This is a genomic window from Flavobacterium sp. (assembly GCF_036741995.1).
Taxonomy (GTDB): domain Bacteria; phylum Bacteroidota; class Bacteroidia; order Flavobacteriales; family Flavobacteriaceae; genus Flavobacterium.
Map to the genome: position 1 here is coordinate 33,840 of NZ_DAINRG010000003.1, position 26,207 is coordinate 60,046.

Genomic DNA, 26,207 nt, shown 5'->3' on the forward strand with positions numbered 1-26,207 from the left:
AGTTTGTGCTTTGGTTTATTTGTTACAAATGTGTTTCAAAATAACAGCCGTAGCGCCTTTGTTCATTTGTACAAAAGTTTCGCAAATGTGGCCTTTTTCATGACGAATGTCTTCGTTAGCAATCAAATTATGGAAAGCATCATTCAAATCGTTTTGAGTCGAAATCGAAACACAACCTTCCATATTAACTAAAGCAGTCGCTTCGGCAAAATGCGAATAATTAGGGCCAACCACAATAGGAATTCCGAAAGTTGCCGGTTCCAAAATATTGTGAACTCCTGGATGTCCAAAGCCGCCGCCAACATAAGCCATATCGGCATAGCTGTAAATTTTGGTCAGAATGCCAATGGTGTCAATGATGAAGATTTGAAAATCGGCCAAATTTTGATTTTCTTTTTCCGAAAATAAAACGGTTTTTTTAGTTATCGAGTTTTTCAATTCCTGAATTTGTTCCGATTTGATATTGTGTGGCGCAATGATGAACTTCACCTTTTCATTGGTTTGATTGATGAAATTTACCAGCAAGGCTTCGTCTTTTGGCCACGAACTGCCAATGACAATTGTAATTGTAGAGCCTTTAAACTGTTCGATAAAATCCAATGAATTGTCGCGTTCCAAAATTGAAACCACGCGGTCAAACCTAGTATCGCCTGATATTTTTACATTTTGATAGCCCAGAGATTGTAGTAGTTTTTTCGAACCTTCATTTTGCACAAAAAAGTAGTCGAAAGTGTTCAAAGCATTCCGATAAAAGCCACCATACCATTTGAAAAACGCCTGATTTTCCCTGAAAATTCCCGAAATCAGATAGGTTTTGATGTTGGCTTTTTTCAATTCATTCAAATAATTGGGCCAATATTCATATTTGATAAAGAAAACCAAATCGGGATGAACGAGTTTCAGAAACTGTTTCGCATTGGATTTGGTGTCTAATGGCAAGTAAACGGTAGCATCAGCAATGGTATTGTTCTTTCGGACTTCATAGCCTGATGGTGAAAAGAAAGTTACCACAATTTTATGATTGGGAAATTCCTGCTTGATTTTTTCCATCACCGGCAAACCTTGCTCAAATTCACCAAGCGATGCGGCATGAAACCATATTGTCTTGTCTTCCGGATTGATTTTGTCGGTTAACGTTTCAAAAACACTTTTCCTGCCATCAACAAACAGTTTGATTTTGGGACTGAAAAGCGCCAATACTTTCACGAGTTGTGAAGCCAAAACCAACAATACATTGTATAGAAAAAACATCCCTGAAATTTTGATGCGCTAAAATACGTTTCTTTTATGGAACATGAAATTCTACTACAGAATTTGTTACTTTTGCTACTCATAATTTTTTAAACATGAGAAAGATTCAAATGGTTGACTTAAAAAGTCAATACGAAAAAATAAAAGATACGGTAAACGCTTCAATTCAGGAGGTTTTAGATACTACAACTTACATCAATGGGCCTTTGGTTCACGAATTTCAAAAAAACCTTGAGGACTATTTAGGGGTGAAACATGTCATTCCTTGTGCCAATGGAACCGATGCGTTGCAAATTGCCATGATGGGCTTGGATTTAAAACCAGGCGATGAGGTAATCACAGCCGATTTTACGTTCGCTGCCACCGTGGAAGTTATTGCTTTGTTGCAATTAACTCCGGTATTGGTAGATGTAGATTTAGTCAACATGAATATTTCTATCGATGCCATTAAGAAAGCAATAACGCCAAAAACCAAAGCCATTGTTCCGGTACATTTATTCGGAAGAGCTGCCAATATGGAAGCGATTATGGCCATTGCCAACGAACATAATTTATACGTCATTGAAGATAATGCCCAAGCCATTGGAGCTAATTGTAAATTCTCTGACGGAACAAAAAAGAAAGCAGGAACCATCGGACACGTATCATCGACTTCATTTTTTCCATCTAAAAACTTAGGTTGTTATGGCGATGGCGGTGCTATTTTCACCAATGATGATGCGTTGGCACACAAAATCCGCGGTATTGTTAATCACGGAATGTATGTGCGTTACCACCATGACGTTGTGGGTGTGAATTCGCGTTTAGACAGTATTCAAGCCGGCGTTTTGAATGCGAAATTACCTTTGTTAGATGCTTACGGAAAAGCCCGTCAAGATGCAGCCCGCAAATATTCGGCAGCTTTTGAAGGACATAAGAATATCGTTGCACCAACGATTTGTGATAACTGCGATTGTCATGTTTTCCACCAATATACCTTAAGAATTATTGATGCCGACAGAAATGGTTTGATGGAACATTTATTAGCCAAAGGGATTCCGTGCGCTATTTATTATCCAATTCCGTTGCATTCGCAAAAAGCTTACCTGGATGTAAGATATAAAGAAGAAGATTTTCCGGTAACGAATCAATTAGTGAAGGAAGTAATTTCGCTACCAATGCACACCGAGTTAGACGACGAACAAATCAAATTCATCACGGATAGCGTTTTAGAATTTTTACAATAATTATGAAAGTAGTAGTAACAGGAGGTTTAGGGTTTATAGGGTCACACACCGTTGTTGAATTGCAAAACCAAGGTTTTGAAGTGATTGCCATTGACAATCTTTCCAATGCAGAAGAAAGCGTTTTGGATGGGATTGAAAAAATTACCGGCAAAAAACCCATTTTTGAAAACATTGATTTAAGAGAAAAAGTAGCTGTGCAGCATTTTTTCAAAAAGTATAATGACATAGTAGGAGTGATTCATTTTGCCGCATCTAAAGCTGTGGGAGAAAGTGTTGAAAATCCTTTATTGTACTACGAAAACAATATTAATGCTTTGGTGTATGTGTTGCAGGAACTTACAGCACTGCCTCAGGCGAATTTCATTTTTAGTTCTTCGTGTACGGTTTACGGTCAAGCCGAAAAAATGCCGATTACCGAAGACGCTTCGGTGCAACCAGCCTTGTCTCCGTATGGAAATACGAAACAAATTGGAGAAGAAATTATTACCGATACAGCCAAGGTTACCAATCTTAACTCTATTTTATTGCGCTATTTCAATCCGATTGGTGCGCATCCAACAGCTGAAATTGGGGAATTGCCGATTGGCGTTCCGCAAAATTTAGTGCCTTTTATTACACAAACCGCTATGGGCTTACGCGAAAAGTTATCTGTTTTTGGCGATGACTACGCAACACCGGACGGGACTTGCATTCGTGATTATATTCATGTGGTTGATTTGGCAAAAGCTCATGTGATTGCTTTACAAAGATTGCTCAGCAAACAAAATGAACAAAAAGTAGAAACCTTCAATTTAGGAACCGGAACCGGAAGCTCCGTTTTGGAAGTGATACACGCTTTTGAAAAAGTATCAGGGCAAAAACTGAATTACCAAATAGTGGCTCGCAGAGAAGGGGATATTACATCAGCTTACGCCAATACGGATAAAGCCAACAAGGTACTGGGGTGGAAATCACAACTTACGTTGGAGGAAGCTTTGGCTGCCGCCTGGAAATGGGAACAAAAAATCAGAAGCTAAATTTCTTTAACATACTAAAGATTACGGTAAAATGCGGTAATCGACTCCAACCGAAATGAGTGATAAACGCGATTTCAAACTACTTTTTTGTCTTTTTGTTGTAGCTATTGTTTGGGGTACAACTTATCTTGGTATTCGCGTGGCAGTGGAAACTATACCACCTTGGTACATCACCTCAAGCAGACAAGGTTTGGCAGCTTTAATTGTGTTAAGTGTGCTGCTCTACAAAAAACAACTTGCTTGGATCGGTTGGGAAAACTTTAAATTACAAGCAGTGGCTTCTCTATTAATGATAGTGGTAGCCAACGGATTTACCACCATAGCCGAGCAAAGTTTACCCAGCGGATTGACCTCTATATTGAGTGCGCTATCGCCTTTGGTAGTATTTATGGGCAGCACGATGTTTGGTTTGCAAAAGCCAAAAATCAGAGGTTTTGTGGGAGTCTTACTTGGTCTTTCCGGTGTCGTGTTTATTTTTAGAGATGGGCTTGGCGATATTTTAGATCCGAATTACAAAACAGGAGTATTATTTCTGAGCATCGCTATTTTGGCGTGGTCAGCGGGAACGGTGTATTCTAAAAAACATACCCACAAATCGAATAACATTGCCCTTAACTTATTCTACCAATTTTCGATTGCTTCTGTAGTTCAATTTGTATTGGCCTTAGTATTTACGCCCAATGTTGATTTCAGTGCCTGGAGTACGAGAAGTATTTTAGCGACTTTATATCTTTCGGTGTTTGGTTCCGTGATTGCATTTTTCTGTTATCACTATGCCTTGAAAAGAGTGACGGCTGTTCAGGTTTCCATCCTGAATTACATCAATACCATAATCGCGGTTTTCTTAGGCTGGTTGCTGTTGAATGAAGTCATTACTTTTGATTTCGTTATTGCAACAGCTTTAATAATTCTAGGGGTTTTTATAACCAATTACAAAAAGAAACAACTTCCGGAAGCACCAATAAATGACTAAAATTGTTTGACAATCTTTTTGACAGTTCTCGTTTTTTCTCCATCAATAATTAAAAAATAAACACCTTCCGATAAACCACCTACAGAAAAAGACTTTTCTAAGGTATTGGTTTCAATGTGCATCTTTTGATTTTCAACTACCTGACCTGCGAGGTTGGTAAGAGTAAAAGTATAATTTCCATTATCAATTCCATCTGCAGTCACATTGAACACATTGTTTGTCGGGTTTGGAAATACTTTAAAGGAATTGTCATTGGACACGTTATTAATCCCCAAAGAATGCACAATAGTAAACGTTTTAGAGCAGGTTACTCCATTGTAAGTCGCATCAAAAGTATAGGTGCCGTCAATCGTTGGCAACAATTTTGAAAAACCCCAATAACTGGTTTTGTAAAAGGTGGGTATGGTGTAATTCCAACTGTTAAAGGGACTTCCATTCGGATTTAAAATTCTCATCGCTATGGAAGTGCTGGCCGCAATTTCTCTCAGGAAAATATAAAATTTAGCATAACCCGGAGACAAGCCCGATCCTTGAAAAGGAACTAGGAAAGTATCACTTTCATTAGGCACATCGCTATTGGGACAAGTTGCCAAAGCAATATCAGAAGTATTCACAGAAACTTTCACTATAGCCGGTTCTGTATGTGGTCTTTGGGAAACCCACCACGAATTGGCATTCAAAAGATTACAGCTCCCGGAATAAGGATCTTTGTAAGTAGCACTCGTACTTCCGGAACGCACTTCAAAATGAAGATGAGGTCCGGTAGAACTTCCGGAACTTCCCACAACGCCAAGGTATTCTCCGGCCACTACCGTTTGTCCAACGACTTTACTGGTCACCGAGTTTTTTTTCATGTGCCAATACAAAGCTTGAGAGCCATCGGCATGCTGAATAATAATGGAGTTGGCGGTTAGGGAGTTGGAAGCGCAGTTTCGGTCAAAATTGCCATCAGCTCGTTGTACTATGGTGCCAGCCGCTGCCGCAACTACCTCAATCTGATTGTTGTCCATTTTGTAAAAACCATAAGGCGTGATAGCAATATCAGTTCCTTGATGACCGTCGTAGGTATTGGTTTCACAATTAAAATCCTGAATAGCGGTCGCTGCCGTATTTTGATCAACAAAAGCACCAATGAAATGGTATTGACATTGTGTAAAACCAGTAGCAGGCTTAAGTGGCCAAATAAAAGTAGTCGCCAGCGTGTTTTTGTGTGTGGTGTTTTCCAGTCGGAGTTTCTTCAGATTATCGCTGACTTCTTTGTCCAAAATGGAGTATTCCTGGGGAGAAATACACGGATGTTGTGCATCATTTTTTGGAAATAGCAGTTCACCACCATCGACTTGAAAATCTGTTGTGTTGTTTTGTGCACGGAGTAGGATTGATGCCAAAAGCAAAAAATTAAAACCTACTATTTTGAATATTTTTCTAATATTTTCCATAGTGAATGTATTTAATTATCAATCAAATGTAAACAAAAAACCCTCACAGCATTGGTTGTGAGGGTTTTTATTTCGTTACTTTTTAACGGCTTCCTTGACCTTTTTGGCGCCTTCTTCTACTTTTTCAGCGCCTTTGGCTACAACGCCTTTGACTTTTGCTTTGGCGGTGTCAATCGCCGTTTCGGCTTTCTCGGTTACCGTGTCGATTTTTTGTTCCATTTCAGTGCCAACGGCATCTTTGGCATCTTCAATTTTTTCTTTGGTTTTGTCTTGGCAGGATACCAGTGCAACAGCCATAAAAGCTGCCGCTAAGATTGTTTTTTTCATTTCTTTAAAGTTTATGATTAATTATGTTTTGACCAATACAAATGGAATGCCAAAGATTTTAATTTCTAACTATTTATGCCGAAATTGTTGCTACTTCTCTGTCGATTTTATTTACTAAACCAACCAATACTTTTCCGGGCCCAACTTCTGTAAAACTAGTGGCGCCATCTTTTATCATTTGTTGCACCGATTGTGTCCATTTTACCGGAGCCGTCAATTGAATGATTAAGTTTTTCTTGATTTCATTGGCATCCGAAACGGCACTGGCGGTTACGTTTTGATAAACCGGACAACTTGGGGTATTGAACGTGGTTGCTTCAATGGCTGCAGCCAATTCTTCCCGAGCCGGTTCCATCATAGGAGAGTGGAAAGCACCACCAACGGGTAATAATAATGCGCGTTTTGCTCCGGCTTCCTTCATGGCTTCACAAGCTTTTTCCACTGCTGAGAATTCGCCCGAAATCACTAATTGTCCCGGACAGTTATAATTCGCCGCTACTACAATTCCGTCAATAGAAGCGCAAACGTCTTCTACAATTTTATCTTCTAAACCTAAAACCGCTGCCATCGTTGATGGAGTGATTTCACAGGCTTTTTGCATAGCGATGGCACGTTGGGAAACTAATTTTAATCCATCTTCAAACGACAAAGTGCCGTTAGCCACCAAAGCTGAAAATTCACCAAGTGAATGTCCGGCCACCATATCAGGATGGAAGTTGTCTAGGGTTTTAGCCAAAATTACCGAGTGTAGAAAAACAGCCGGTTGGGTTACTTTGGTTTCTTTCAATTCTTCGGCAGTGCCTTCAAACATGATGTCTGTGATGCGGAAACCTAGAATTTCGTTTGCTTTTTCGAATAAGTCTTTGGCCAAAGCCGAGTTTTCGTATAGTTCTTTACCCATTCCGGTAAATTGCGCTCCTTGTCCTGGAAAAACGTATGCTTTCATCTGTTAGTTTTATTGTTTTGAAAAGCAAAAATACTAATAAAATTATAACTCAATCGAATCAATAATTTTCAATAACTGCTCATTTAATTCTTTATTGGAAATTAGTCCTTTCTCAACATCAAAATTTTCATTGAAACTTGGCAGCGAAAAACTACCTTTTACAATTCCACCCTGAAACGGCATTCTTTTTACCGCAATATCAAGAACAGAACTTCCACCTCTTGCACCTGGCGAAGTTGCCAATAAAAGCATTGGTTTTTCCTGAAAGGTTTTGCCATTGATACGTGACATCCAATCGAGTATGTTTTTGAAAGCCGTGGTATAGTTGCCGTTATTTTCAGCAAAGGAAATCAGGACCAAATCAGCATCACCAATTTTTTTGTAAAAGTCGTGTGCCAATTGTGGAATGCCGTCTTTCTTCTCCCTGTCTTTGGAGTAAATAGGCATTTCGTAATCATTCAAATCCAGCAAATCGACAGTTGCATTTTTAAACTGTTTTGAGGCGTAAGTCGCCAATTGTTTATTGATGGAATCGCTGCTGTTAGAAGCGCCAAAGGCTAATAGCTTATTCATTTGTCTTTATTAAGGTAATAAGTTAAAGCGCCTGATGGGCACTTTTTGATTGTCTCGATTATTTTCTCTGTTGTTGAGTCTTCGGGAGTTATCCACGGTTTTTCTTTGGGTTTGAAAACATCCGGATTGTTCCGTACGCAATTGGCAGAATGAATGCATTTGCCCGATTGCCACACTATGGTCACTTCGCCATTGGTGTATTCTTTGGTGAGGTCTTTCGGATCCATTTTATATAGTGGTGTTAATAGTTATTTTGTTTTTCAGGATTTTCGAAATCGGACATTTTTCAGCAATCAAAAGCAACCGTTCTCTTTGTTCGTCACTGATGTTGGTAGAAAAAGTTATTTCTCTGGCAATGGTAGTTTCCAATTCCGGGTTTAATTCCTGAGCTAAATTTAGTGAAATATTGATTTCGGGAATGTCCCAGCCTTTTCTATCAATGTACATTCTCAAAGTGGATAAAGTGCAACCCGCTAACGAGGCTAAGAATGTTGAGAATGGGTCAGGCCCAATATTTTGACCGCCTACATTTTCGGGTTCGTCCATCAGCAAAGTACCATTACGCCAAGAAATGGTACACAAATATTTTTGTGTACCAATTTTTCCTTCTACATTATTTTCTAAAAGATTGGCCATGATTACAACACGTCTCTAAATTCGGCAACTTTATCAAAAACACTTTTGGCAAACGGACAAAGCGGTATGATTTTGATGCTGTGTTCACGAGCATATTCCACGGCTTTGGTGACCATTTTTTTACCAAAACCTTTGCCTTCGTTTCCGGGTTTTACTTCGGTGTGATCGATAATGATTTTGTCATCGCCAGCAAAAACAAAGGTCATCATTGCCTCGTGTTTGCCCTCTACATCAATGTAAAAAAAGCCTTTTTTACCATCGATTTTTAATTGTACTTCGTTGTTCATAATGTTATGATTATTGTATCATTGGTACTTCCATTAGTAAAATCTCCGCATCACTGGTAGCTTCAAAAGTTACTTTCTCAAAATCGGTAATGCCTAAACCATCGCGTTGTTCTAATGGCTCACCGTCCACTTTTACGCTTCCTTTGATTACGAATACATACAATCCGTTGCCTTCTTTTTTGCGATCATAATCCAAAGTGGTGCCTTTATCCAAATTGCCCATGTGAAACCAGGCATCCTGATGAATCCAAACTCCGGCATCGTCTGCGTTGGGAGAAAGAATTTGTTGTAATTTATTATGACGATCCGTAGTGTCTAACGTAATTTGTTGGTAACGAGGTTCCACATTTCTGTATTTTGGAAACACCCAAATCTGCAACAAATTGGTTCTTTTATCGGTATTGGGATTGAATTCTGAGTGTTGAATTCCGGTTCCGGCGCTCATCACTTGTACGTCACCAAACTTAATTATTTCGGTGTTGCCCATGCTGTCTTTGTGTGCCAAATCCCCTTCGAGTGGAATGGTGATGATTTCCATGTTATCATGCGGATGTGTTCCGAATCCCATGCCGGATGCTACGATGTCATCGTTCAAGACTCTCAAGACACCAAACTGTACTCTGTCTGGATTGTAATAACTGGCAAAACTAAAAGTGTGGTGTGCGTTTAACCAACCGTGATCGGCATGTCCGCGTGTGTTGGCTTTGTGTAAAATGGTATTTTTCATGATGTATAAATGTATTAATTATTATGATACAAATTTACAATCAAGGAGCGCGGAGTGCACTTAATGTAGATTAAGAAATTATTTCTTCAGTAGCCGAGCCTTCATTTTGCTAAAGAACTCCGGCGTAACGCCAATAAAAGAAGCGATTTGTTTTTGTGGTACTTTTTGAATAAGCGTTGGGTATTTTTTACAGAATTTGTCAAAACGTTCTTCGGCCGTTAGGCTTAGGTTGTCCATCAAACGTTCTTGATTAGCCACTAAAGAATTTTCAATAAGGATTCTGAAAAAACGCTCCAGTTTCGGAATTTCCAAATACAGTTGTTCCTGATTTTCTTTTGACAATACCACTACTTCGGCATCTTCTAAAACTTCGATAAAAAGATTGCCCGGTTTTTGCGACAACAAACTGTACATGTCGCTAATCCACCAGCCTTCGCAGGCAAAGCTTAAAACATGCTCAACAATATTGTCATTGATGTTGAAACTTCGCAGCAAACCGGAATTCACAAAATAGCCTTCCTTACAAACCTGACCGGCATTTTGCAGTATGGTCTTCGCCTTGAATTGTTTGGTTTCGGTTTTGGACAAAAACAAAGCTTGCTCTTCTGGAGTAAGGGTTACAATTTTGGAGATATTATCTAAGATTTGCGCCATCGCTGATTACTCTTTTACCGGAAGTAATTTGAATGAGGTCACTACAAAACGATTGTTTTTTATTTCGCCAACTACTTCAGCTTTGCGAACCATATTACAAAGACCGTCTTCGGCATGAGCATCGCCGTGTTCGTCAATTTTGGTGCCGTCAACGAAATAGGTTTTACCATCTATGCGAACGGCTAAATCACAACCGTTGGCTTTCATTCCGAATTGGCATAGCCCACAGGAAACTTCAACAATTTGGGCTTTGGGTTGGTCTTGCGCGTTTATCGAAAAGCAGACCACAAGAAGTAAAACAGAGATAATTTTTTTCATAAGGCTTGGTTTTAAAAAGCCCCAAGTTTCCTTGAGGCCGTATGTTTTAAGCTAATGCTTCTTTGATTCTTTTGAAAGCTTCTGTCAGCAATGCTTCGCTGGTAGCATAAGAAATTCTAATACAGTTTGGGTTGCCAAAAGCATCTCCGGTTACCGTGGCTACATTAGCTTCGGATAATAAATACATCGAGAAATCATCGGCGTTAGCAATCAATTTACCGCGTAATGTTTTACCAAAAAACGAAGAAACATCAGGAAAAACATAGAAAGCTCCTTCGGGAACATTTAGTTTGATGCCTGGTATGGCTTTGGCTAAACCAACCACCAAATCTCTACGGTTTTTAAAAGCGGCTACCATATCGTTCAAAACGCTAGGATCCGCGTCAACAGCGGTAATCGTAGCTCTTTGCGCAATCGAATTAGCACCGGAAGTTACTTGCCCTTGCATTTTGGTACAAGCTTTGGCAATAAATTCAGGAGCGCCAATGTATCCAATTCTCCAACCGGTCATGGCAAAAGCTTTGGCTACACCATTTACTGTAATGGTTCTGTCGAATAAGCCCGGAATCGTTCCGATGCTGCAAAACGTTCCCGAGAAATTGATGTGTTCGTAGATTTCGTCAGAAACGATATAAATGTTGGGATGTTTTTCTAATACTTTGCCAATAGCGGTCAGTTCTTCGCGATTGTATACCGAACCACTCGGATTGCAAGGGGAACTGAACCACATCATTTTGGTTTTTGGTGTGATGGCTTTTTCCAATTGTTCTGCCGTCATTTTGAAATCAGTGTCAACCGAAGTTGGAACTTCTACAGGAACCCCGCCGGATAATTTGATGATTTCGTAATAAGAAACCCAGTACGGTGCCGGAAGAATAACTTCATCACCATCATTCAGCATGACTTGAGCCACATTGTATAACGATTGCTTAGCCCCGGTAGAAACCACAACGTTTGCTGGTTTATAGTCAAGATTATTATCTCTTTTGAATTTTCGGCAAATGGCTTCTTTTAAATCCATGTAACCGTCAACTGGCGTATAGGTGCTGTAGTTTTCGTCTATCGCTTTTTTAGCCGCTTCTTTGACAAAATCAGGCGTGTTGAAATCGGGTTCTCCTAAACTTAAACTGATGATGTCTTTGCCCTGAGCTTTTAATTCTCTGGCCAAAGCAGCCATCGCCAAGGTTTGCGAAGTAGATAAATTATTGATTCTGTCTGATAATACGTTGTTCATGGTGTAGTGTAGTAGATTATGGTAAATAAAGAGACGCCAATAAAGGCGTCTGATTTAAATTTATGCTAATTGAGGCTGTCTTCCCAGTTCCCTCAGATGTCTGAAGTGAGAGATGATAGCGGCTCTGGTGGTTTTGAATTCGTAGTATGGCAATTCACATTCTGCTGCGGTTTGTTTAACTATTTCAGCAATTTTATCGTAATGAACATGGCTGATGTTTGGGAACAAATGGTGCTCAACTTGGTGATTTAACCCTCCAGTGTAGTAGTTTACTAACCAGTTTTTCGGAGCAAAATTCGCAGTTGTAAATAATTGGTGGATGGCCCAGGTGTTTTCGATTTCGCCATTATCATCCGGAATAGGATTCTCAGTTTCTTCGACTACGTGGGCTAATTGGAAAACAACACTTAAGATAACGCCGGCAGTATAATGCATCACTAAAAAGCCTAAAACCACTTTCCACCACGTAATACCCATAACCATCGGAATCACCAACCAAATAGAGAAATAGATGATTTTAGTAATGATTAATGTGGTCCAACGAACGACAGGTTTTTTGAATTCACCGTAGGATAAATTTCGTTTCAAATAGCGTTTCATTTGAAGGAAATCGGTAGTGATGGCCCAGTTAAACGTCAGCAATCCGTATAAGAAAACGGAATAATATTGTTGAAATTTATGAATGCGGTACCATTTCGCTTCTTTGGTAAAACGCATGATTCTTCCTGCTTCTAAGTCTTCATCGTGTCCCAATATATTGGTGTAGGTGTGGTGTAATACATTGTGTTGTACCTGCCAGTTGTATACATTTCCGGCCAAAATATAAATGCTGCCTCCCATGAATTTGTTTACCCATGATTTCGAAGAATAAGCACCGTGATTCCCATCGTGCATAACATTCATGCCAACCCCGGCCATACCAATTCCTATAACAACATTAAGTAAAAGATATACCCAAAATGGCATATCCATAGCTAATAAAATGAAATATGGTGTTAAGAAAATGGAAAACATCACTACGGTTTTCAAGTGTAATTTCCAGTTTCCGGTTCGGTCAAGGTTATTTTCTTTGAAATAGTTGTTCACTCTGGAATTTAAGGTCCTGAAGAATTTCAAGTTATCACTTTTAGAAAATATGGGTGTTGTTGCGTTCATTTCGGTAATTCAAATTTTGCCCAAAGATAATTATATAATTATTTTTAAAGATTAAAACAAATCATAATTATTAACCAAAAGCACTATTTTTGTTGAAAATTGTATTTATGGAAGAAATTATCAAACAATTTCCTAATCTTACTGAAAATCAACTCCTACAGTTTCAAAAACTGGAAGCTTTATACCAAGATTGGAATGCTAAAATTAACGTGATTTCCCGTAAAGATATTGACGAACTCTATACCAAGCACGTGCTGCATTCTTTGGCTATAGCCAAAATTCAACCCTTTGAAGCCGGAACTTACATTTTGGATGTGGGAACGGGTGGTGGATTTCCAGGTATTCCGTTAGCGATTTTGTTTCCGGAAACGCGTTTTTATCTGATAGATGTGATTGCCAAAAAAATAAAAGTGGTGCAGGCCGTTGCTGATGCTTTGGGACTTAAAAATGTAAAAGCGGAACAGCTCCGTGCCGAAAATGTAAAAGGGGATTTTGATTTCATTGTAAGCCGCGCCGTGACTAACATGCCCGATTTTGTTTCCTGGATTAAAGACAAAATCAAAAAGCAAAACAAGCACGAGTTGAAAAACGGAATTCTCTACTTAAAAGGCGGTGATTTAACCGAAGAATTAAAAGATTTCCCAAACGCTACCGAATACAACATTGCAGAGTTCTTCTTGGACGAATTTTTTGAAACCAAAAAAGTGGTACATTTACCACTGAAGTTTAAAGCCTAATTGCTTACTCTTTCAAATTTTTGAGCACAGCCTTCGATGCAGGGAAAACTTAAGATTAAATTTTCTCCATCCAGATGATAACTAATGGTTACACCTTCCGGAAACCCGCAACTGGCAGTCGAAATTTGGTCTTCATCAGCTAAATATGGCGTTGTAAAAGTAGTAGTGGTTTCGGGACCCATTTCACATAATGAATAATTGGAAACTATGTTTCCATTACTTAAAAACTCGAGCGTTCGGTTGCCGGTTACATCCACAAAAATGCCACTGCCATCTCCCGGATCAATTAGTTCCTGGGTTAATTTCCACTTTCCTAAATAAGCGGTTGTTTCTGATTTGCTATGATCATCATTATCCGAGCAGGAAAAAAGAATTAGACACAGAAACAAATGTTTAAGTAGTCGTTTCAAGATTTTACGATTTTCTTAGTTATACTCCCGTTTTCATTACCGATGGTAATAAGATAAATACCTTTGGTAAGCGAAACAGGAATTTCAAAAGATTCGGTAATGGTTTCGTTTTTCGATTGATAAACCGTTTTTCCCATCATATCTGTAATGGAGATTGACTCATGTTCAAGAACAGTCGGAGTGTTGATTTCTATGGAATTTTGCACCGGGTTTTTTATCCAAAGCGCTCCTAAAGCATAACTCGAATTGTTTAATGGAATTGCTTCAAATTTCTCTAAAGTAGTATCCGTTTGGTCGATTGACATCAACGGAACAACAGCCGCTGTGGTAACGCTTCTGAAAATAGGATTGTTAGATACTATAGAGGAATCATAATAACTGTAAGACGTTTGTGTTACAGTTCCCACATTAGTGAAGAAACTATAATTTAAGGAAATAGTAAGCACCGTTTTCAATCGTGTCACATTCCCGGAATAGGCTCCCGTTCCGAAATTGTTAAGAGTTAAAGTTCCGTAAGCATCTACAGTAGTTACCAAAGTTCCGGAAAAAGTTCCTGAGTACGTGGTGTAAACATAATTTCCGGCCACAGTATCCGAATTTGAAAAGCCATAATTCATTGGGAAAGCGCCAAGTGTTGCATTGTTGGTGTTAAAATTGGCATCCAATCCACCGCCATTTATTCCGGTGATAGACAAGACGTTTGCCGCATTTTTAGTATACATTTTAGAGGTTGTAGTAGCGGAATTCACCGTGCTGTTCGAAACAATTACGGTTGTCGTTCCCGGATAGGAAGACGTTTCTGTTGAGGTGGGAGCCACATACGTGCGAACTTCCGTTCCAAGGGCAGTTAACTGATTGAAATTCCATGTTTGATTGGCGCCGGTGGCACTGTGGTCTAGGGCGCTGGCCGAAGTCACAAGGCTAAAGGAAGAATTATCGGCTCCGTAAAAAGTTGGTATCGGACTTTGAGCGAAAGAAAGTGCTGCGGTAAAAAATAAAGAGAAGAGTAGTTTTGTTTTCATAATTTGACAGTTATATAGAAGTCCGAAGATACAAAAAATTCATTTTCAACGGAATAAAAAAAGTCCAAGCGAATACTTGGACTTTTTGATATAAATGTAACACACAATTATTCTCCTAAAAACGGATAACGGTAGTCTTCCGGAGTTACCATGGTTTCTTTGATAGTTCTTGGCGAAACCCAACGCAATAAGTTTTGCATTGAACCCGCTTTGTCATTGGTTCCCGAAGCTCTGGCACCACCAAAAGGCTGCATTCCTACTACAGCTCCCGTTGGTTTGTCATTGATGTAGAAGTTTCCGGCACTGTTTTGTAACGCCAAAGTAGCTTCCTGAATGGCATAACGGTCTTGGCTGAAAACGGCTCCGGTCAACGCATACTCCGAAGTTCCGTCAACTAAGGCTAACGTTTCTTTCCATTTAGCATCTTCGTATACATAAATAGTCATCACCGGTCCGAAAAGTTCGGTTTCCATTGTAGCGTACTTTGGATTGGTGGTAACGATAACGGTTGGTTCAATGAAATACCCTTTTGATTTATCATAATTACCGCCCACAATGATTTCGGCATCAGCATCGGCTTTAGCTTGGTCAATGGCTTTGGCCAATTTATCAAATGACCCTTCGTGGATAACGGCTGTAATGAAATTACCGAAATCTTCCGGAGAACCCATTTTCATCGATTTCACGTCAGTGATTAATTGAGCTTTCACGGCTGGCCATAAACTTTGCGGAATGTATCCTCTGGATGCTGCCGAACATTTTTGACCCTGGAATTCAAAAGCACCACGGGTGATTCCGGTAACGACTTGTTTTACATTAGCACTTGGATGCGCTAACACGAAATCTTTTCCACCGGTTTCCCCAACGATTCTTGGATAGGTTTTATACGTATGAATATTTTCTCCAATTTTTTTCCAGATTTCTTTGAATACGAAAGTGGAACCGGTATAATGTACTCCGGCAAAATCAGGATGTTTTAAAATAGTATCAGTAATCATCACCGGATCCCCAAAAACTACATTGATAACGCCATCCGGAACTCCGGCTTCTTTGAAAATATCGATAATGATTTTGGCCGAAAATACTTGGCTGTCACTTGGTTTCCAAACCACAGTATTACCCATCAAAGCCGCACTGGCTGGAAGGTTGGCTGCAATAGCGGTAAAGTTAAACGGTGTAATCGCATACACAAATCCTTCTAACGGGCGGTATTCTACACGATTCCAGACATCAGAAACTGATTTGGGTTGGTCGTTATAAATCTGCGTCATGAATTCTACGTTGTAACGCAAAAAGTCAATCAACTCACAAGAGGCATCAATTTCAGCCTGGTAAATCGTTTTCGATTGCGCAATCATAGTTGCTGCGTTGATTCTAGCGCGGTATGGACCGGCAATCAATTCGGCTGCTTTTAAAAAGATAGCGGCTCGTTGTTCCCAAGCCATGTTGGCCCAGTTTTTTCGGGCTTCCAAAGCAGCAGCAATCGCTTTTTCGATGTGTGTTTTTTCGGCTAAATGGTATTTCCCTACGACGTGTTGATGATCGTGAGGCGCTGTCATGTTGCGCGTATTTCCGGTGCGAATTTCTTCGCTGCCGATGTAATTAGGAACATCAATCGTCTCGTTCCACATTTTCTTGTAAGCGGCCAGTACGGCTGCTTTTTCAGGTGAATTGGGAGCGTAAGATTTTACGGGTTCATTAACCGCTTTTGGGACATGAAAGAATCCTTTTGGCATAACTATTTTATTTTTGAAAATTTGACAAATTGAAAATGTAACAACTCATTTAGTATGAATTATTAAAGTTGTAGCAAAAGTACAAAGGAAATTTTGAATTTTTAGCAATAGGAAATTAAAGATTGCGTCGTTTCTCGCAAAGCCATTAATTCAAAGCAAATGGTGCGCTCAATTTAAAAGAAGGCACAATTACTTTAAAAGTTTTGGTCGAAGTAAAATTAATCATGTTGAAATAACCACTCATGGCTCCGAAAGGGGATGACAACAAACAGCCGGAATTATAAGTGTGTTTTTCGCCAGGTTTTAATACCGGTTTTTTACCAATCACGCCTTCGCCATCAACAATTTCGACATTATTAAGCGAATCTAAGATTTCCCAATGACGGGAATTTAATTGCACTGAATCCTTGCTGTGATTTTCGATGGTGATTTCATAACTAAAGGCAAAATGAATCTTGTAGTTCTTGAAGTAAGTACCTTCAAAACTAGTCAAAACCGAAATTTTTATGCCTCTTGTTATTTGTGAAACCATGTGGTACTGATTGTATTGCGATGTCAAATTTACGAAAAATACAATTTGATAGTTTAATTTGGTGTTAATTTTTATTAATTGGTAATGTCAACCGAGCTGGCAATTCCCTTCCCTATGATTCGGTCGTAACGCTGATTGTTTTCGCGATAATACACTAAGGCAAAATAATTGTTTTCCGTTTGATGAAAATTGCCGTCAATAGCATTTTCTTCATCAATTTTGCCATTGCTGTCAGCGATTACATATTGGTAATTGGTAAATCCCTGTTTAATCATTATGGCTTTTTCATACACGCCTCTTTCGGCATTGTAGTCCATTTTGTTCTCATCAGTAATAGCGTAATTGTTGAACATTCCGTTGACATAAATCGATTTGTTGCCATAATAACCCGGTGCCGAAAGGGTAAAGAAAACCCAGGAATAATCAGCTTCTACTTCATTGTTTTCAGCATTAATGTTTTTGATGATGAAATTACCATCAATGTCAGGGAAGTAAGTATAAGGTTTATCTGCTCGGGCTTCATTGGTGTATAAATGAGCATTGTATAAGCCACCTTTAGAATCTACCCGGAAGATGCTGTTATTGGCCGCCCGAATGTCTTTGTTTTCAAAAAACAGGAATTCATTGCCTGCCCAAAATTGGGTTTCAGTATCGTATTTGTAAATTAAATCGTTGCCAATGGTGTACTGTGGTTTGACATTGGTAATGGCATTACTGAATTTTCCGTTTTGCAGCAGCATTACTTTTACGTTGGTCAAAGGACTTTGAAAATTAATCGTGGCTGATTTTATAGCAAATTCGATATTTTGTTTCTGATTGATAACGGCTATGTTTCGGGCTCGTTTGACTTGCATGGGCACTGAAACCAAATCTTCATACAGGATGAATTTTTTGGTAAAAACCACTTCTTTGTCATCGTTTAAAATTTTCAGCACATAATTTCCGCTAACGCGAAACTGTGTCAATCGGTTGGGAAACGAAACGCGATAATGCGAGTAGACTTGCAGCGAATTGAACGAATTGGTATAATCCTGAATCCTTTGGTCATCAAAACCGTTTAAATATTCGTTTTTGGATAATTGCGAAGGCTGCCAGTCGTAATCACAATGCGTGATGCTGTAATAATAATTGGCTTCATTACCATACAAATCATCAAACTGCAACTGAAAACTATCACCCAAGGCAAATATAGGTACGGCATTTTGTCCGTTTTGAACAAAAGTTACTGTTTTAATGTTGTAGGGAGGAGCAACTTCCACTTCTGCCTGAGAGAAAGCAGTTATCGAAAGTAGAAGTAATACAAAAGTGATAAAGCTCTTTTTAAACATGGTTTTCGTTTTCTAATGGTAAATATAATAATTATTAGCACATTAATTATGCCGCTTTACTCACTAAGCTAATCTTAAGTTAAAAATAATCATTGCGTGTTTTTATTTAGTAGTTTCACAATAAATGTAATATTTATCCGTTATTATTTTAGTTAACAACAAAACCTAAAACTTTATGAAACAAATTTTAAAATCGGTACTAGTACTTTTTTTGTTTCCGGCAGCAATGCTTGCTCAGGATTTAAAAGAAACTGATGGGATTCCTTTTGATCCGAATGTTAAAAAAGGAACCTTGAAAAATGGAATAACCTACTACATCAGGAAAAATGCCAAGCCAGAGAATAAAGTCGATTTAAGACTGGTGATCAATGCAGGCTCTATCCTTGAAAATGACGACCAACAAGGACTTGCTCATTTCATGGAACACATGAATTTTAATGGCACAAAGCGATTTCCTAAAAATCAATTAGTAGATTATTTGCAAAGTATCGGTGTAAAATTTGGAATTCATTTGAATGCCTATACCAGCTTTGATGAAACGGTTTATTTCCTTCCGATTCCTTCCGATAATCCGGAAAAATTGGAAAAAGGATTTCAGATTATTGAGGACTGGGCTTTTAATGCCAATTTAACTCCCGAAGAAATCGACAAAGAAAGAGGCGTAGTTCTCGAAGAATACCGTCTTGGCTTGGGTGCCGATAAGAGAATGGAAGACAAGTATATTCCAAAAATAATGTACAAATCGCAATACGCCAATCGTTTGCCAATTGGGAAAAAAGAAATTCTGCAGAATTTTAAATACGATAAGTTGGTGAGTTTTTACAAAGATTGGTACCGACCGGATTTAATCAGTGTCATTGTAGTTGGTGATATTGATGTGGCTCAGATGGAACAAAAAATCAAAGATCACTTCGAAAAATATCAAAATCCGGCCAATGAAAAACCAAGGAAAACCTTTGAAGTTCCTAATCATAAGGAAACTTTTGTAGCCATTGAAAGCGATAAAGAAGCGGCACAAACGCAAGTGCAAATTCTATATAAAGATTACGGCCTGAGAAAGAAAAAGAAAATCATTAAGGATAATAAAGATGAATTGGTAGAAGGTTTGTTTACCACCATGTTAAACAACCGATTAAACGAGTTAATTAATTCGCCGACACCGCCCTTTACGTATGGTTTTACGTTTCACGGAGGTACTTTTGCCCGAGACAAAGAAGCATTCCAATCGTTTGCCATGATTGACGAAAACAAACAATTGGAAGCCTTGAAAGTCTTGGTTTCGGAAAACGAAAGAGTGAAAAAGTTTGGTTTTACTGCCGGAGAATTTGAAAGAGCCAAAAAGGAGATTTTATCCAGAACCGAAAATCAGTACAATGACAGGGACAAAACAGAATCCGAAAATTTTGTTTGGGAATGCCAATCCAACTTTTTAGAGCAGGAACCTATGCCGGGAATAGAGTGGAGTTATCCAACCATTCAGAAGATGTTACCCACCATTACTTTGACCGAAGTGAATGCTTTAATAAAAGACTTCTTAAAAGAGGATAATAGGGTAGTGGTCATAACAGCTCCGGAAAAAGAAGGGCTGAAAAAAGTAACCGAACAGGAAGTATTAGCCGCTATTAAAATAAATACGGCTGATTTGAAACCTTATGAAGACAAAGCCGTTGCCAGCAGTTTGTTGAGAAATTCAATAACAGAAGGGTCTATTGTTAAAAAAGAAACCAATGCCAAAATTGGAGCCACCACCTTAACATTGTCCAACGGAGCCAAAGTAACCTATAAAAAAACCGATTTCAAAAACGATGAAATTTTGTTGGAAGCCGTAAGTTTTGGAGGAACTAATTTGTATTCCAATGACGAAATTAAAAAAATACAATTTGCCAATGGCGGACTCACTCAGGCCGGGTTTTCGGGACTAAATCAAAACGATATTGATAAGTTTATGTCGGATAAAATTGCAACGGTTACGCCTTATATTTCCAACACTACCGAAGGATTCAGAGGGGAAACCACTCCCAAAGATTTAGAATATGCCTTCCAAATGCTTCACGCTTATTTCACAGATTTGAATTATGATGCCGCTGCTTTTGAAGGATACAAACAAAAGCAATCTAACTTTTTTGAAAATCTGGTAGCACAACCTAATTTCTATTTTCAACAGGAATTTTATACCTACCTGAATAAAGAAAATCCAAGATGGAACGGAATTGTTCCAACCGCCGAAAAATGGGCTGCTACCGATTATCAATTGGCTTATAACAAATACAAAGAGCGTTTTGCCAATGCCGGTGATTTCGAGTTTTTCTTCGTAGGGAATGTAGATGATGCTACTATGGAAAGTTTTTCCAAAAAATACATAGCCTCTCTTCCATCCAATACAACTAAAGAAACCGCAAAAGATTTAGGCTACCGACTTTTAAAAGGCGATCTCAAAAAAGTAGTTAATAAAGGTAAAGATCCCAAAAGTAATGTGACGATTATGTATTATGGTGATGCAACTTATGATGCCAATGAAGCTTATTTACTGAAAGCATTGGGCGATATATTGACCATAAAATTGATAGAGGTGATCAGGGAAAAGGAAAGCGGAGTGTATACGGTAAACGCACGTGGCAGCATGAGTAAAGTGCCTTATGGGTCTTACAATTTCAATATTTCTTTCCCATGCGGTCCGGAAAATACGGAAAAACTAATCACCGCTTCTTTGGGCGAATTGAATAAAATTATTGCCAATGGTCCAACCCAAGTCGATCTGGATAAATTCAAACAAGCCGAGCTTTTAGAGTATAAAAAGCAAATGAAAGAGAATAAATATTGGATGGCTAATTTTACTAAATCCTACACCAATGATGCTAAACCGGAAGATATTTTAGAATTGGAAGCCAAAATTAACGGAGTGACTGCTGCTCAAATTCAAGAGGTAGCTAAAAAATATGTGTCAAAAGACAAAACTATAGGAGTTTTAATGCCTGAATAGTTTATGCTTTACCAAGAAAAGCCATCATGCCGAAAAGTGTGGTGGCTTTTTTATTTAAAACAAACGGGAATGATTTCGCCTTGAGCCAAACAATACTTCTCGACCAATTCCGGCGCAATTGTATTCGTATAATCTTCTTCAACTACTTTGAAACCAATGCTTCTCAGTTTGTCAAAATAGTCTCTGCCATACACACGAACGTGGTCGTATTGCCCGAAGATTTTGGCGCGCTCTTTTTGATCTACGATGCTGTCATCCGAAAAAGTAGTAGCCCGCGATAAATCCTGTGGAATCTGAAAAATCCCCATGCCGCCGGGTTTTAGCACGCGATACAATTCCTGCATGGCTTTAGTGTCATCCGGTATGTGTTCCAATACGTGGTTGCAAAGAATAAGATCATAGCTGTTGTCTTCAAAAGGCAGATTACAAATATCGGCTTTGACATCCGCCAAGGGCGATAGTAAATCGGTAGTGGTGTAATCGATGTTAGTTTGCTTCTTAAAGCGTTTGTAAAATTCCTGTTCGGGTGCAAAGTGCAGTACTTTCTTTTTGGTAGTCGAGGTAAAAAAATCAGTTTCATTCTGTAAATACAACCACAATAAGCGATGTCTTTCCAGCGAAAGCGTACTGGGAGATAACACATTGTTTCTTTGGTTGCCATAACCATAAGGCAAAAACATTCGGAAACTTTTCCCGTCAATCGGGTCAGTGAAACGATTGCCTTTTAACAACAAAGCCAAAATTGGTCGAACCACGATACTCAAACGAATCAGTATGGGTCTCGGAATGGTATTTAGGATGAACTTAAAGATTTTTTTCATTACAGCACTAATGGGTTTTTACGGAATTCATCTTCCTCATTACTCACAATTCCTAAGGCTTTGTAGATATATCCAAAAGTCGAAAGCAATTCCGGTTTGCCGTCAATCAAAGCTACGTCGTGTTCAAAATGAGCGCTTGGTTTACCGTCAGCGGTCAAGATAGTCCAGCCGTCTTTGAGTTGTTTGATGTTTTTGGTACCCATGTTAATCATTGGTTCAATGGCAACGACCATGCCTTCTACGAACAGTTTTCCGCGACCGCGTTTGCCATAATTCGGCATTTCCGGATCTTCGTGCATTTTAGTGCCTAATCCGTGTCCGACTAATTCGCGAACTACGCCATAACCATGACCTTCACAATATTTCTGAATGGCATTACCAACATCTTCCACACGATTGCCGGCTCTGAATTCTCGGATGCCAACATACAAGCTTTCTTTGGTAACTTTCAATAATTTTTTAACCTCGGGAGCGACTTCTCCAATTTCAAAAGAATAGGCGTGGTCGCCATAAAATCCGTTTTTCAAAACCCCGCAATCTACCGAAATCACATCGCCTTCCTGCAACGGAACATTGTTCGGAATACCGTGAACCACTTGCGCATTCGGACTCATACACAACGAATTCGGGAAATCATACATGCCCAGAAATCCAGGGATTCCGCCGTTGTCTCTAATAAATTCTTCGGCAATTTTATCTAGTTGTAATGTAGTCACACCGGGTTTAATGACTTTGGCCACTTCGCCTAATGTTTTCGAAACTAATAAAGCACTTTCGCGCATCAATTCAATTTCTTCTCTTGTTTTTGGGATAATCATCTGCTTCAATTTTCAGTTGGCAAAAGTACAATTTTATACTGATTCTGAATAATCAGAACTCAGAAATGAGTTTTATCATATTTTTGGTTGTTTTAGTGGAATACCTTTGCGTAAATTTTTTAGTTATGAGCAAATATGTTAGTGCAGCAGTAGCTGTACAAGTCGTAAAATCTAATGACCGGGTTTACGTTCAGGCAGCAGCGGCAACTCCCAGTATTTTGACCAAAGCCTTGGCCGAAAGAGCCTCAGAATTGCGCAATGTTGAGGTGTGTCATTTGCATACCGAAGGCGAGGCCGCTTATGCCAATCCTGAATTAGCAGAAAGTTTTCATGTCAATTCCTTTTTTATTGGTGCCAATGTGCGCCACACCTTAGCTGCCGGAAACGGTTCATATACCCCCGTTTTTCTGAGTGAACTGCCTCATTTATTCCGCAAACAAGTGTTGTCACTCGATGTGGCATTTATCCATGTTTCCCCGCCGGATAAGCACGGGTATTGTTCGTTAGGTGTTTCGGTAGAGGCTACCGTAGCGGCTATTGAAAACGCCAAAATTGTCATCGCCCAAGTCAATCCGCAAATGCCAAGAACCTTTGGTGACGGCATTCTTCATGTGGACGAAATAGATTATTTAGTCGAAGTGGATGTGCCTATTTATGGTCATGCGCCTTCCTTATTTTCCAAAGAAGAAGAAAAGATTGGAGAGTATGTTGCTTCTTTAATTGAAGACCGAAGCACACTGCAAATGGGCATCGGTTCTATTCCGAATGCGGCACTTAGTAAATTGAAAAACCACAAGGATTTAGGGCTACACACCGAAATGTTTTCCGACGGGGTGATTGATTTAATCGAAAGCGATGTGATTAACTGCAATTATAAAGGCACTTTGCGGGGTAGGGTATTGGCCACTTTCCTTATTGGTTCCAAACGATTGTATGATTTTGTCAACGACAATCCGTTTATCGAAATGAAAGAATCCTCTATGGTAAATGATACCGCGCGTATTCGCAAAAACCCGAAAATGATTGCCATCAACTCAGCCATAGAAGTGGATGTAACCGGACAAGTATGTGCCGATTCCATAGGACCCCGAATGTATTCGGGCGTAGGAGGACAAATGGATTTTATTCGTGGCGCTTCGTTAAGCGAAGGCGGAAAAGCCATTATTGCCTTGCCTTCCATAACCAAAAGAGGGGAAAGTCGCATAGTTCCTTTTTTAAAACAAGGTGCCGGTGTGGTTTCTACCCGAGCCCACGTGCAATACATCATCACCGAAAATGGGATAGCCAACCTTTATGGCAAAACCCTAAAACAACGAGCCAGTGAAATGATTAAAATTGCACATCCAACGCATCAGGAGAGTATTGAAAGAGCGTATTATGAAATGTTGAGATAAAAAAATCTCTTTTCCGGAACTTCGGAAACCTTCCCGACGTGGTCAGCACACTTTCCGGCACTTCGGAAACATTCCTGACGAGGTCAGGACTCCAATAAAAAACCCCTCAATTGAGGGGTTTTCTTTTTTATAGTAACGACTTTCCGGTCATGACCTCAGGTTTTTCAATGCCCATCAACTCAAGAATGGTTGGAGCAAGATCCCCTAGAACGCCGTTGTTAACGTTTTTTAATTCCGGGTCAACCAAAATAATCGGCACCGGGTTAGTAGTATGCGCTGTGTTTGGAGAACCGTCAGGGTTTATCATCGTTTCGCAATTTCCGTGGTCTGCAATGATGATGGTAGTATAGTTGTTGGCCAAAGCGGCTTCTACGACTTCTTTTACGCATACATCTACCGCTTCACAAGCTTTAATGGCTGCAGCCATAACGCCGGTGTGTCCTACCATATCGCCATTGGCAAAATTCAGGCAGACAAAATCCACTTTGCCTTCTTTGAGTTCCGGAATCAAAGCGTCTTTTAATTCAAAGGCGCTCATCTCGGGTTGCAAATCGTAAGTGGCTACTTTAGGAGAGTTTCTCAAAATTCGGGTTTCGCCTCTAAACGGAATTTCTCTACCGCCCGAAAAGAAGAAGGTAACGTGCGGGTATTTCTCGGTTTCGGCTATACGGATTTGGGATTTATTGTTTTTTTCCAAGACTTCGCCCAGTGTTTCGGTGATGTTGTCTTTGTCATAAATTACGTGTACGTTTTCATAGGTGTCATCGTAATTGGTCATCGTTACATAATACAGATTCAGCTTGTGCATGTTGAATTCGTGGAAATCCTTTTGCGAAAGCGCTTCGGTTAATTCCCTTCCTCTGTCGGTTCTGAAGTTAAAGAAAATCACCACATCATCATTTTGAATTGTGGCTATCGGAGTATCAGTAGCATCCACAGCAGTTAGCGGATGGATGAATTCATCGGTTACGTTTTCGGCATAACTTTCGGCTATGCTTTGCACCAAATTGGCACTGTGTTTTCCGATGCCGTTAACCACTAAATCATAAGCCAGTTTTACGCGTTCCCAGCGTTTGTCGCGGTCCATCGCATAGTATCTTCCAATAACCGAAGCAATTTTAACGGAAGTATTTTGAATGTAATTTTCTAAATCCTGCAGATACGCTTTTCCTGATTTCGGATCCACATCACGACCATCCGTGAAAGCGTGAACGTATACTTTTTCCAATCCAAAATCCTGTGAAGCATCAATCAATCCGCGCAAATGGGAAGTATGCGAATGCACGCCACCATCAGAAACCAATCCTAAAAAGTGAACCGCTTTGTTATGGTCTTTGGCATATTGAAAAGCATCCACCAACGGTTTTTCCTGATTCATGGTTTTATGGGCTACCGCCAAATTGATTTTGGCCAAATCCTGGTACACAATTCTTCCAGCACCTAGGTTCATGTGACCAACTTCTGAATTTCCCATCTGGCCTTCGGGCAAGCCTACGTTTAGACCATCGGTTCTCAGTTGCGCATTTGGGTATTTAGTATATAGGCTATTGATAAAAGGGACATTGGCATTGTCAATAGCAGAGACTTTTGGGTCGGGAGATTTCCCCCAACCGTCCAATATCATTAGGATTACTTTCTTTTTCATTGGGTAATATTTTAAACAAAGA

Annotated in this window: 27 protein-coding genes; 6 read left to right on the plus strand and 21 right to left on the minus strand. The window is 39.4% G+C overall.

All coding sequences use genetic code 11. The annotated features are described in order from the left end of the window. Window positions 1–15: 15 nt before the first annotated feature. Window positions 16–1,251: a 3-deoxy-D-manno-octulosonic acid transferase gene (locus tag V7D82_RS02385; protein WP_333599373.1), complete on the minus strand. Its 1,236-nt coding sequence runs from the start codon at window positions 1,249–1,251 to the stop codon at window positions 16–18. Window positions 1,252–1,346: 95 nt separating this feature from the next. On the opposite strand from V7D82_RS02385, the gene V7D82_RS02390 reads away from it, so the two are divergent. Genes V7D82_RS02390 through V7D82_RS02400 form a run of 3 tightly spaced genes read left to right on the plus strand, consistent with a single transcriptional unit; the run spans window position 1,347 to window position 4,466 of the window. Further along, window positions 1,347–2,477: a DegT/DnrJ/EryC1/StrS family aminotransferase gene (locus V7D82_RS02390; protein ID WP_333599374.1), complete on the plus strand. Its 1,131-nt coding sequence runs from the start codon at window positions 1,347–1,349 to the stop codon at window positions 2,475–2,477. Between the two features lie 2 nt (window positions 2,478–2,479). Beyond that, the gene (galE, locus tag V7D82_RS02395; RefSeq protein ID WP_333599375.1) at window positions 2,480–3,493 is read left to right on the plus strand and encodes a UDP-glucose 4-epimerase GalE; all 1,014 of its coding nucleotides are present in this window, start codon (window positions 2,480–2,482) and stop codon (window positions 3,491–3,493) included. Window positions 3,494–3,548: 55 nt separating this feature from the next. After that, window positions 3,549–4,466 (plus strand): DMT family transporter, encoded by a 918-nt coding sequence (locus V7D82_RS02400; RefSeq protein ID WP_333599376.1) that lies wholly within the window; start codon window positions 3,549–3,551, stop codon window positions 4,464–4,466. Here V7D82_RS02400 and V7D82_RS02405 read toward each other — a convergent pair. The 12 genes from V7D82_RS02405 to V7D82_RS02460 all read right to left on the minus strand — a co-directional run bounded on the left by V7D82_RS02405 (window position 4,463) and on the right by V7D82_RS02460 (window position 12,762). After that, on the minus strand, window positions 4,463–5,905 hold the full coding sequence (locus V7D82_RS02405; RefSeq protein WP_333599377.1) for a peptidoglycan DD-metalloendopeptidase family protein: 1,443 nt from the start codon (window positions 5,903–5,905) through the stop codon (window positions 4,463–4,465). The genes V7D82_RS02400 and V7D82_RS02405 overlap by 4 nt on opposite strands. A 75-nt stretch (window positions 5,906–5,980) precedes the next feature. Beyond that, entirely contained in the window at window positions 5,981–6,232 is a 252-nt protein-coding gene (locus V7D82_RS02410) for a hypothetical protein (RefSeq protein WP_333599378.1), read from the minus strand. Between the two features lie 73 nt (window positions 6,233–6,305). Beyond that, window positions 6,306–7,178, minus strand: a complete 873-nt coding sequence (gene fabD / locus V7D82_RS02415; protein WP_333599379.1) for an ACP S-malonyltransferase — start codon at window positions 7,176–7,178, stop codon at window positions 6,306–6,308. Between the two features lie 42 nt (window positions 7,179–7,220). Continuing rightward, entirely contained in the window at window positions 7,221–7,751 is a 531-nt protein-coding gene (locus V7D82_RS02420) for an NADPH-dependent FMN reductase (RefSeq protein WP_333599380.1), read from the minus strand. Then, entirely contained in the window at window positions 7,748–7,978 is a 231-nt protein-coding gene (locus tag V7D82_RS02425) for a (4Fe-4S)-binding protein (RefSeq protein WP_333599381.1), read from the minus strand. The genes V7D82_RS02420 and V7D82_RS02425 overlap by 4 nt, the downstream gene beginning before the upstream one ends. A gap of 1 nt (window position 7,979) precedes the next feature. Next, on the minus strand, window positions 7,980–8,387 hold the full coding sequence (locus tag V7D82_RS02430) for an OsmC family protein (protein ID WP_333599382.1): 408 nt from the start codon (window positions 8,385–8,387) through the stop codon (window positions 7,980–7,982). 2 nt (window positions 8,388–8,389) lie between these two features. Beyond that, the gene (locus tag V7D82_RS02435) at window positions 8,390–8,674 is read right to left on the minus strand and encodes a GNAT family N-acetyltransferase (protein WP_333599383.1); all 285 of its coding nucleotides are present in this window, start codon (window positions 8,672–8,674) and stop codon (window positions 8,390–8,392) included. Between the two features lie 10 nt (window positions 8,675–8,684). Continuing rightward, window positions 8,685–9,401, minus strand: a complete 717-nt coding sequence (locus tag V7D82_RS02440; RefSeq protein WP_333599384.1) for a pirin family protein — start codon at window positions 9,399–9,401, stop codon at window positions 8,685–8,687. Between the two features lie 78 nt (window positions 9,402–9,479). After that, window positions 9,480–10,055, minus strand: a complete 576-nt coding sequence (locus tag V7D82_RS02445; protein ID WP_333599385.1) for a Crp/Fnr family transcriptional regulator — start codon at window positions 10,053–10,055, stop codon at window positions 9,480–9,482. A 6-nt stretch (window positions 10,056–10,061) separates the two neighbouring features. Continuing rightward, the gene (locus V7D82_RS02450) at window positions 10,062–10,373 is read right to left on the minus strand and encodes a DUF6370 family protein (RefSeq protein ID WP_333599386.1); all 312 of its coding nucleotides are present in this window, start codon (window positions 10,371–10,373) and stop codon (window positions 10,062–10,064) included. Window positions 10,374–10,419: 46 nt separating this feature from the next. After that, window positions 10,420–11,607, minus strand: a complete 1,188-nt coding sequence (locus V7D82_RS02455; protein WP_333599387.1) for a pyridoxal phosphate-dependent aminotransferase — start codon at window positions 11,605–11,607, stop codon at window positions 10,420–10,422. 60 nt (window positions 11,608–11,667) lie between these two features. Then, on the minus strand, window positions 11,668–12,762 hold the full coding sequence (locus tag V7D82_RS02460; RefSeq protein ID WP_333599388.1) for a fatty acid desaturase family protein: 1,095 nt from the start codon (window positions 12,760–12,762) through the stop codon (window positions 11,668–11,670). A 107-nt stretch (window positions 12,763–12,869) separates the two neighbouring features. Between V7D82_RS02460 and rsmG the strand changes: the two genes are divergently transcribed. Continuing rightward, window positions 12,870–13,499 (plus strand): 16S rRNA (guanine(527)-N(7))-methyltransferase RsmG, encoded by a 630-nt coding sequence (gene rsmG, locus V7D82_RS02465; protein WP_333599389.1) that lies wholly within the window; start codon window positions 12,870–12,872, stop codon window positions 13,497–13,499. Here the strand turns inward: rsmG and V7D82_RS02470 are convergent. From V7D82_RS02470 to V7D82_RS02490, 5 genes are all read right to left on the minus strand, one after another. Beyond that, window positions 13,496–13,909 (minus strand): hypothetical protein, encoded by a 414-nt coding sequence (locus V7D82_RS02470; RefSeq protein WP_333599390.1) that lies wholly within the window; start codon window positions 13,907–13,909, stop codon window positions 13,496–13,498. The genes rsmG and V7D82_RS02470 overlap by 4 nt on opposite strands. After that, window positions 13,906–14,931, minus strand: a complete 1,026-nt coding sequence (locus V7D82_RS02475) for a T9SS type A sorting domain-containing protein (protein ID WP_333599391.1) — start codon at window positions 14,929–14,931, stop codon at window positions 13,906–13,908. Before V7D82_RS02475 ends, V7D82_RS02470 begins: the two co-directional genes overlap by 4 nt. Before the next feature lie 107 nt (window positions 14,932–15,038). Continuing rightward, window positions 15,039–16,667 carry an L-glutamate gamma-semialdehyde dehydrogenase gene (gene pruA, locus V7D82_RS02480; protein ID WP_333599392.1) on the minus strand — a complete coding sequence of 543 codons (1,629 nt, stop codon included), beginning with the start codon at window positions 16,665–16,667 and terminating at the stop codon, window positions 15,039–15,041. 145 nt (window positions 16,668–16,812) lie between these two features. Then, window positions 16,813–17,199, minus strand: coding sequence for a Co2+/Mg2+ efflux protein ApaG (gene apaG / locus V7D82_RS02485; protein ID WP_333599393.1), 387 nt, complete (start codon window positions 17,197–17,199; stop codon window positions 16,813–16,815). Between the two features lie 74 nt (window positions 17,200–17,273). Beyond that, window positions 17,274–18,527 carry a type IX secretion system plug protein gene (locus V7D82_RS02490; RefSeq protein WP_333599394.1) on the minus strand — a complete coding sequence of 418 codons (1,254 nt, stop codon included), beginning with the start codon at window positions 18,525–18,527 and terminating at the stop codon, window positions 17,274–17,276. A 175-nt stretch (window positions 18,528–18,702) separates the two neighbouring features. On the opposite strand from V7D82_RS02490, the gene V7D82_RS02495 reads away from it, so the two are divergent. Then, on the plus strand, window positions 18,703–21,507 hold the full coding sequence (locus V7D82_RS02495) for a M16 family metallopeptidase (protein ID WP_333599395.1): 2,805 nt from the start codon (window positions 18,703–18,705) through the stop codon (window positions 21,505–21,507). Between the two features lie 50 nt (window positions 21,508–21,557). Here the strand turns inward: V7D82_RS02495 and V7D82_RS02500 are convergent, their stop codons facing one another. Beyond that, window positions 21,558–22,328: a class I SAM-dependent methyltransferase gene (locus V7D82_RS02500; RefSeq protein ID WP_333599396.1), complete on the minus strand. Its 771-nt coding sequence runs from the start codon at window positions 22,326–22,328 to the stop codon at window positions 21,558–21,560. Beyond that, window positions 22,328–23,146 carry a type I methionyl aminopeptidase gene (gene map / locus V7D82_RS02505; RefSeq protein ID WP_333599397.1) on the minus strand — a complete coding sequence of 273 codons (819 nt, stop codon included), beginning with the start codon at window positions 23,144–23,146 and terminating at the stop codon, window positions 22,328–22,330. The genes V7D82_RS02500 and map overlap by 1 nt, the downstream gene beginning before the upstream one ends. A 125-nt stretch (window positions 23,147–23,271) precedes the next feature. Between map and V7D82_RS02510 the strand changes: the two genes are divergently transcribed. Further along, a complete protein-coding gene (locus V7D82_RS02510) occupies window positions 23,272–24,540 on the plus strand; it encodes an acetyl-CoA hydrolase/transferase family protein (protein ID WP_333599398.1) in 1,269 nt (422 codons plus the stop codon). 127 nt (window positions 24,541–24,667) lie between these two features. Here the strand turns inward: V7D82_RS02510 and gpmI are convergent, their stop codons facing one another. Continuing rightward, complete coding sequence (gene gpmI, locus V7D82_RS02515) at window positions 24,668–26,185, minus strand: 2,3-bisphosphoglycerate-independent phosphoglycerate mutase (RefSeq protein WP_333599399.1); 1,518 nt, start codon at window positions 26,183–26,185, stop codon at window positions 24,668–24,670. Window positions 26,186–26,207: the final 22 nt, after the last annotated feature.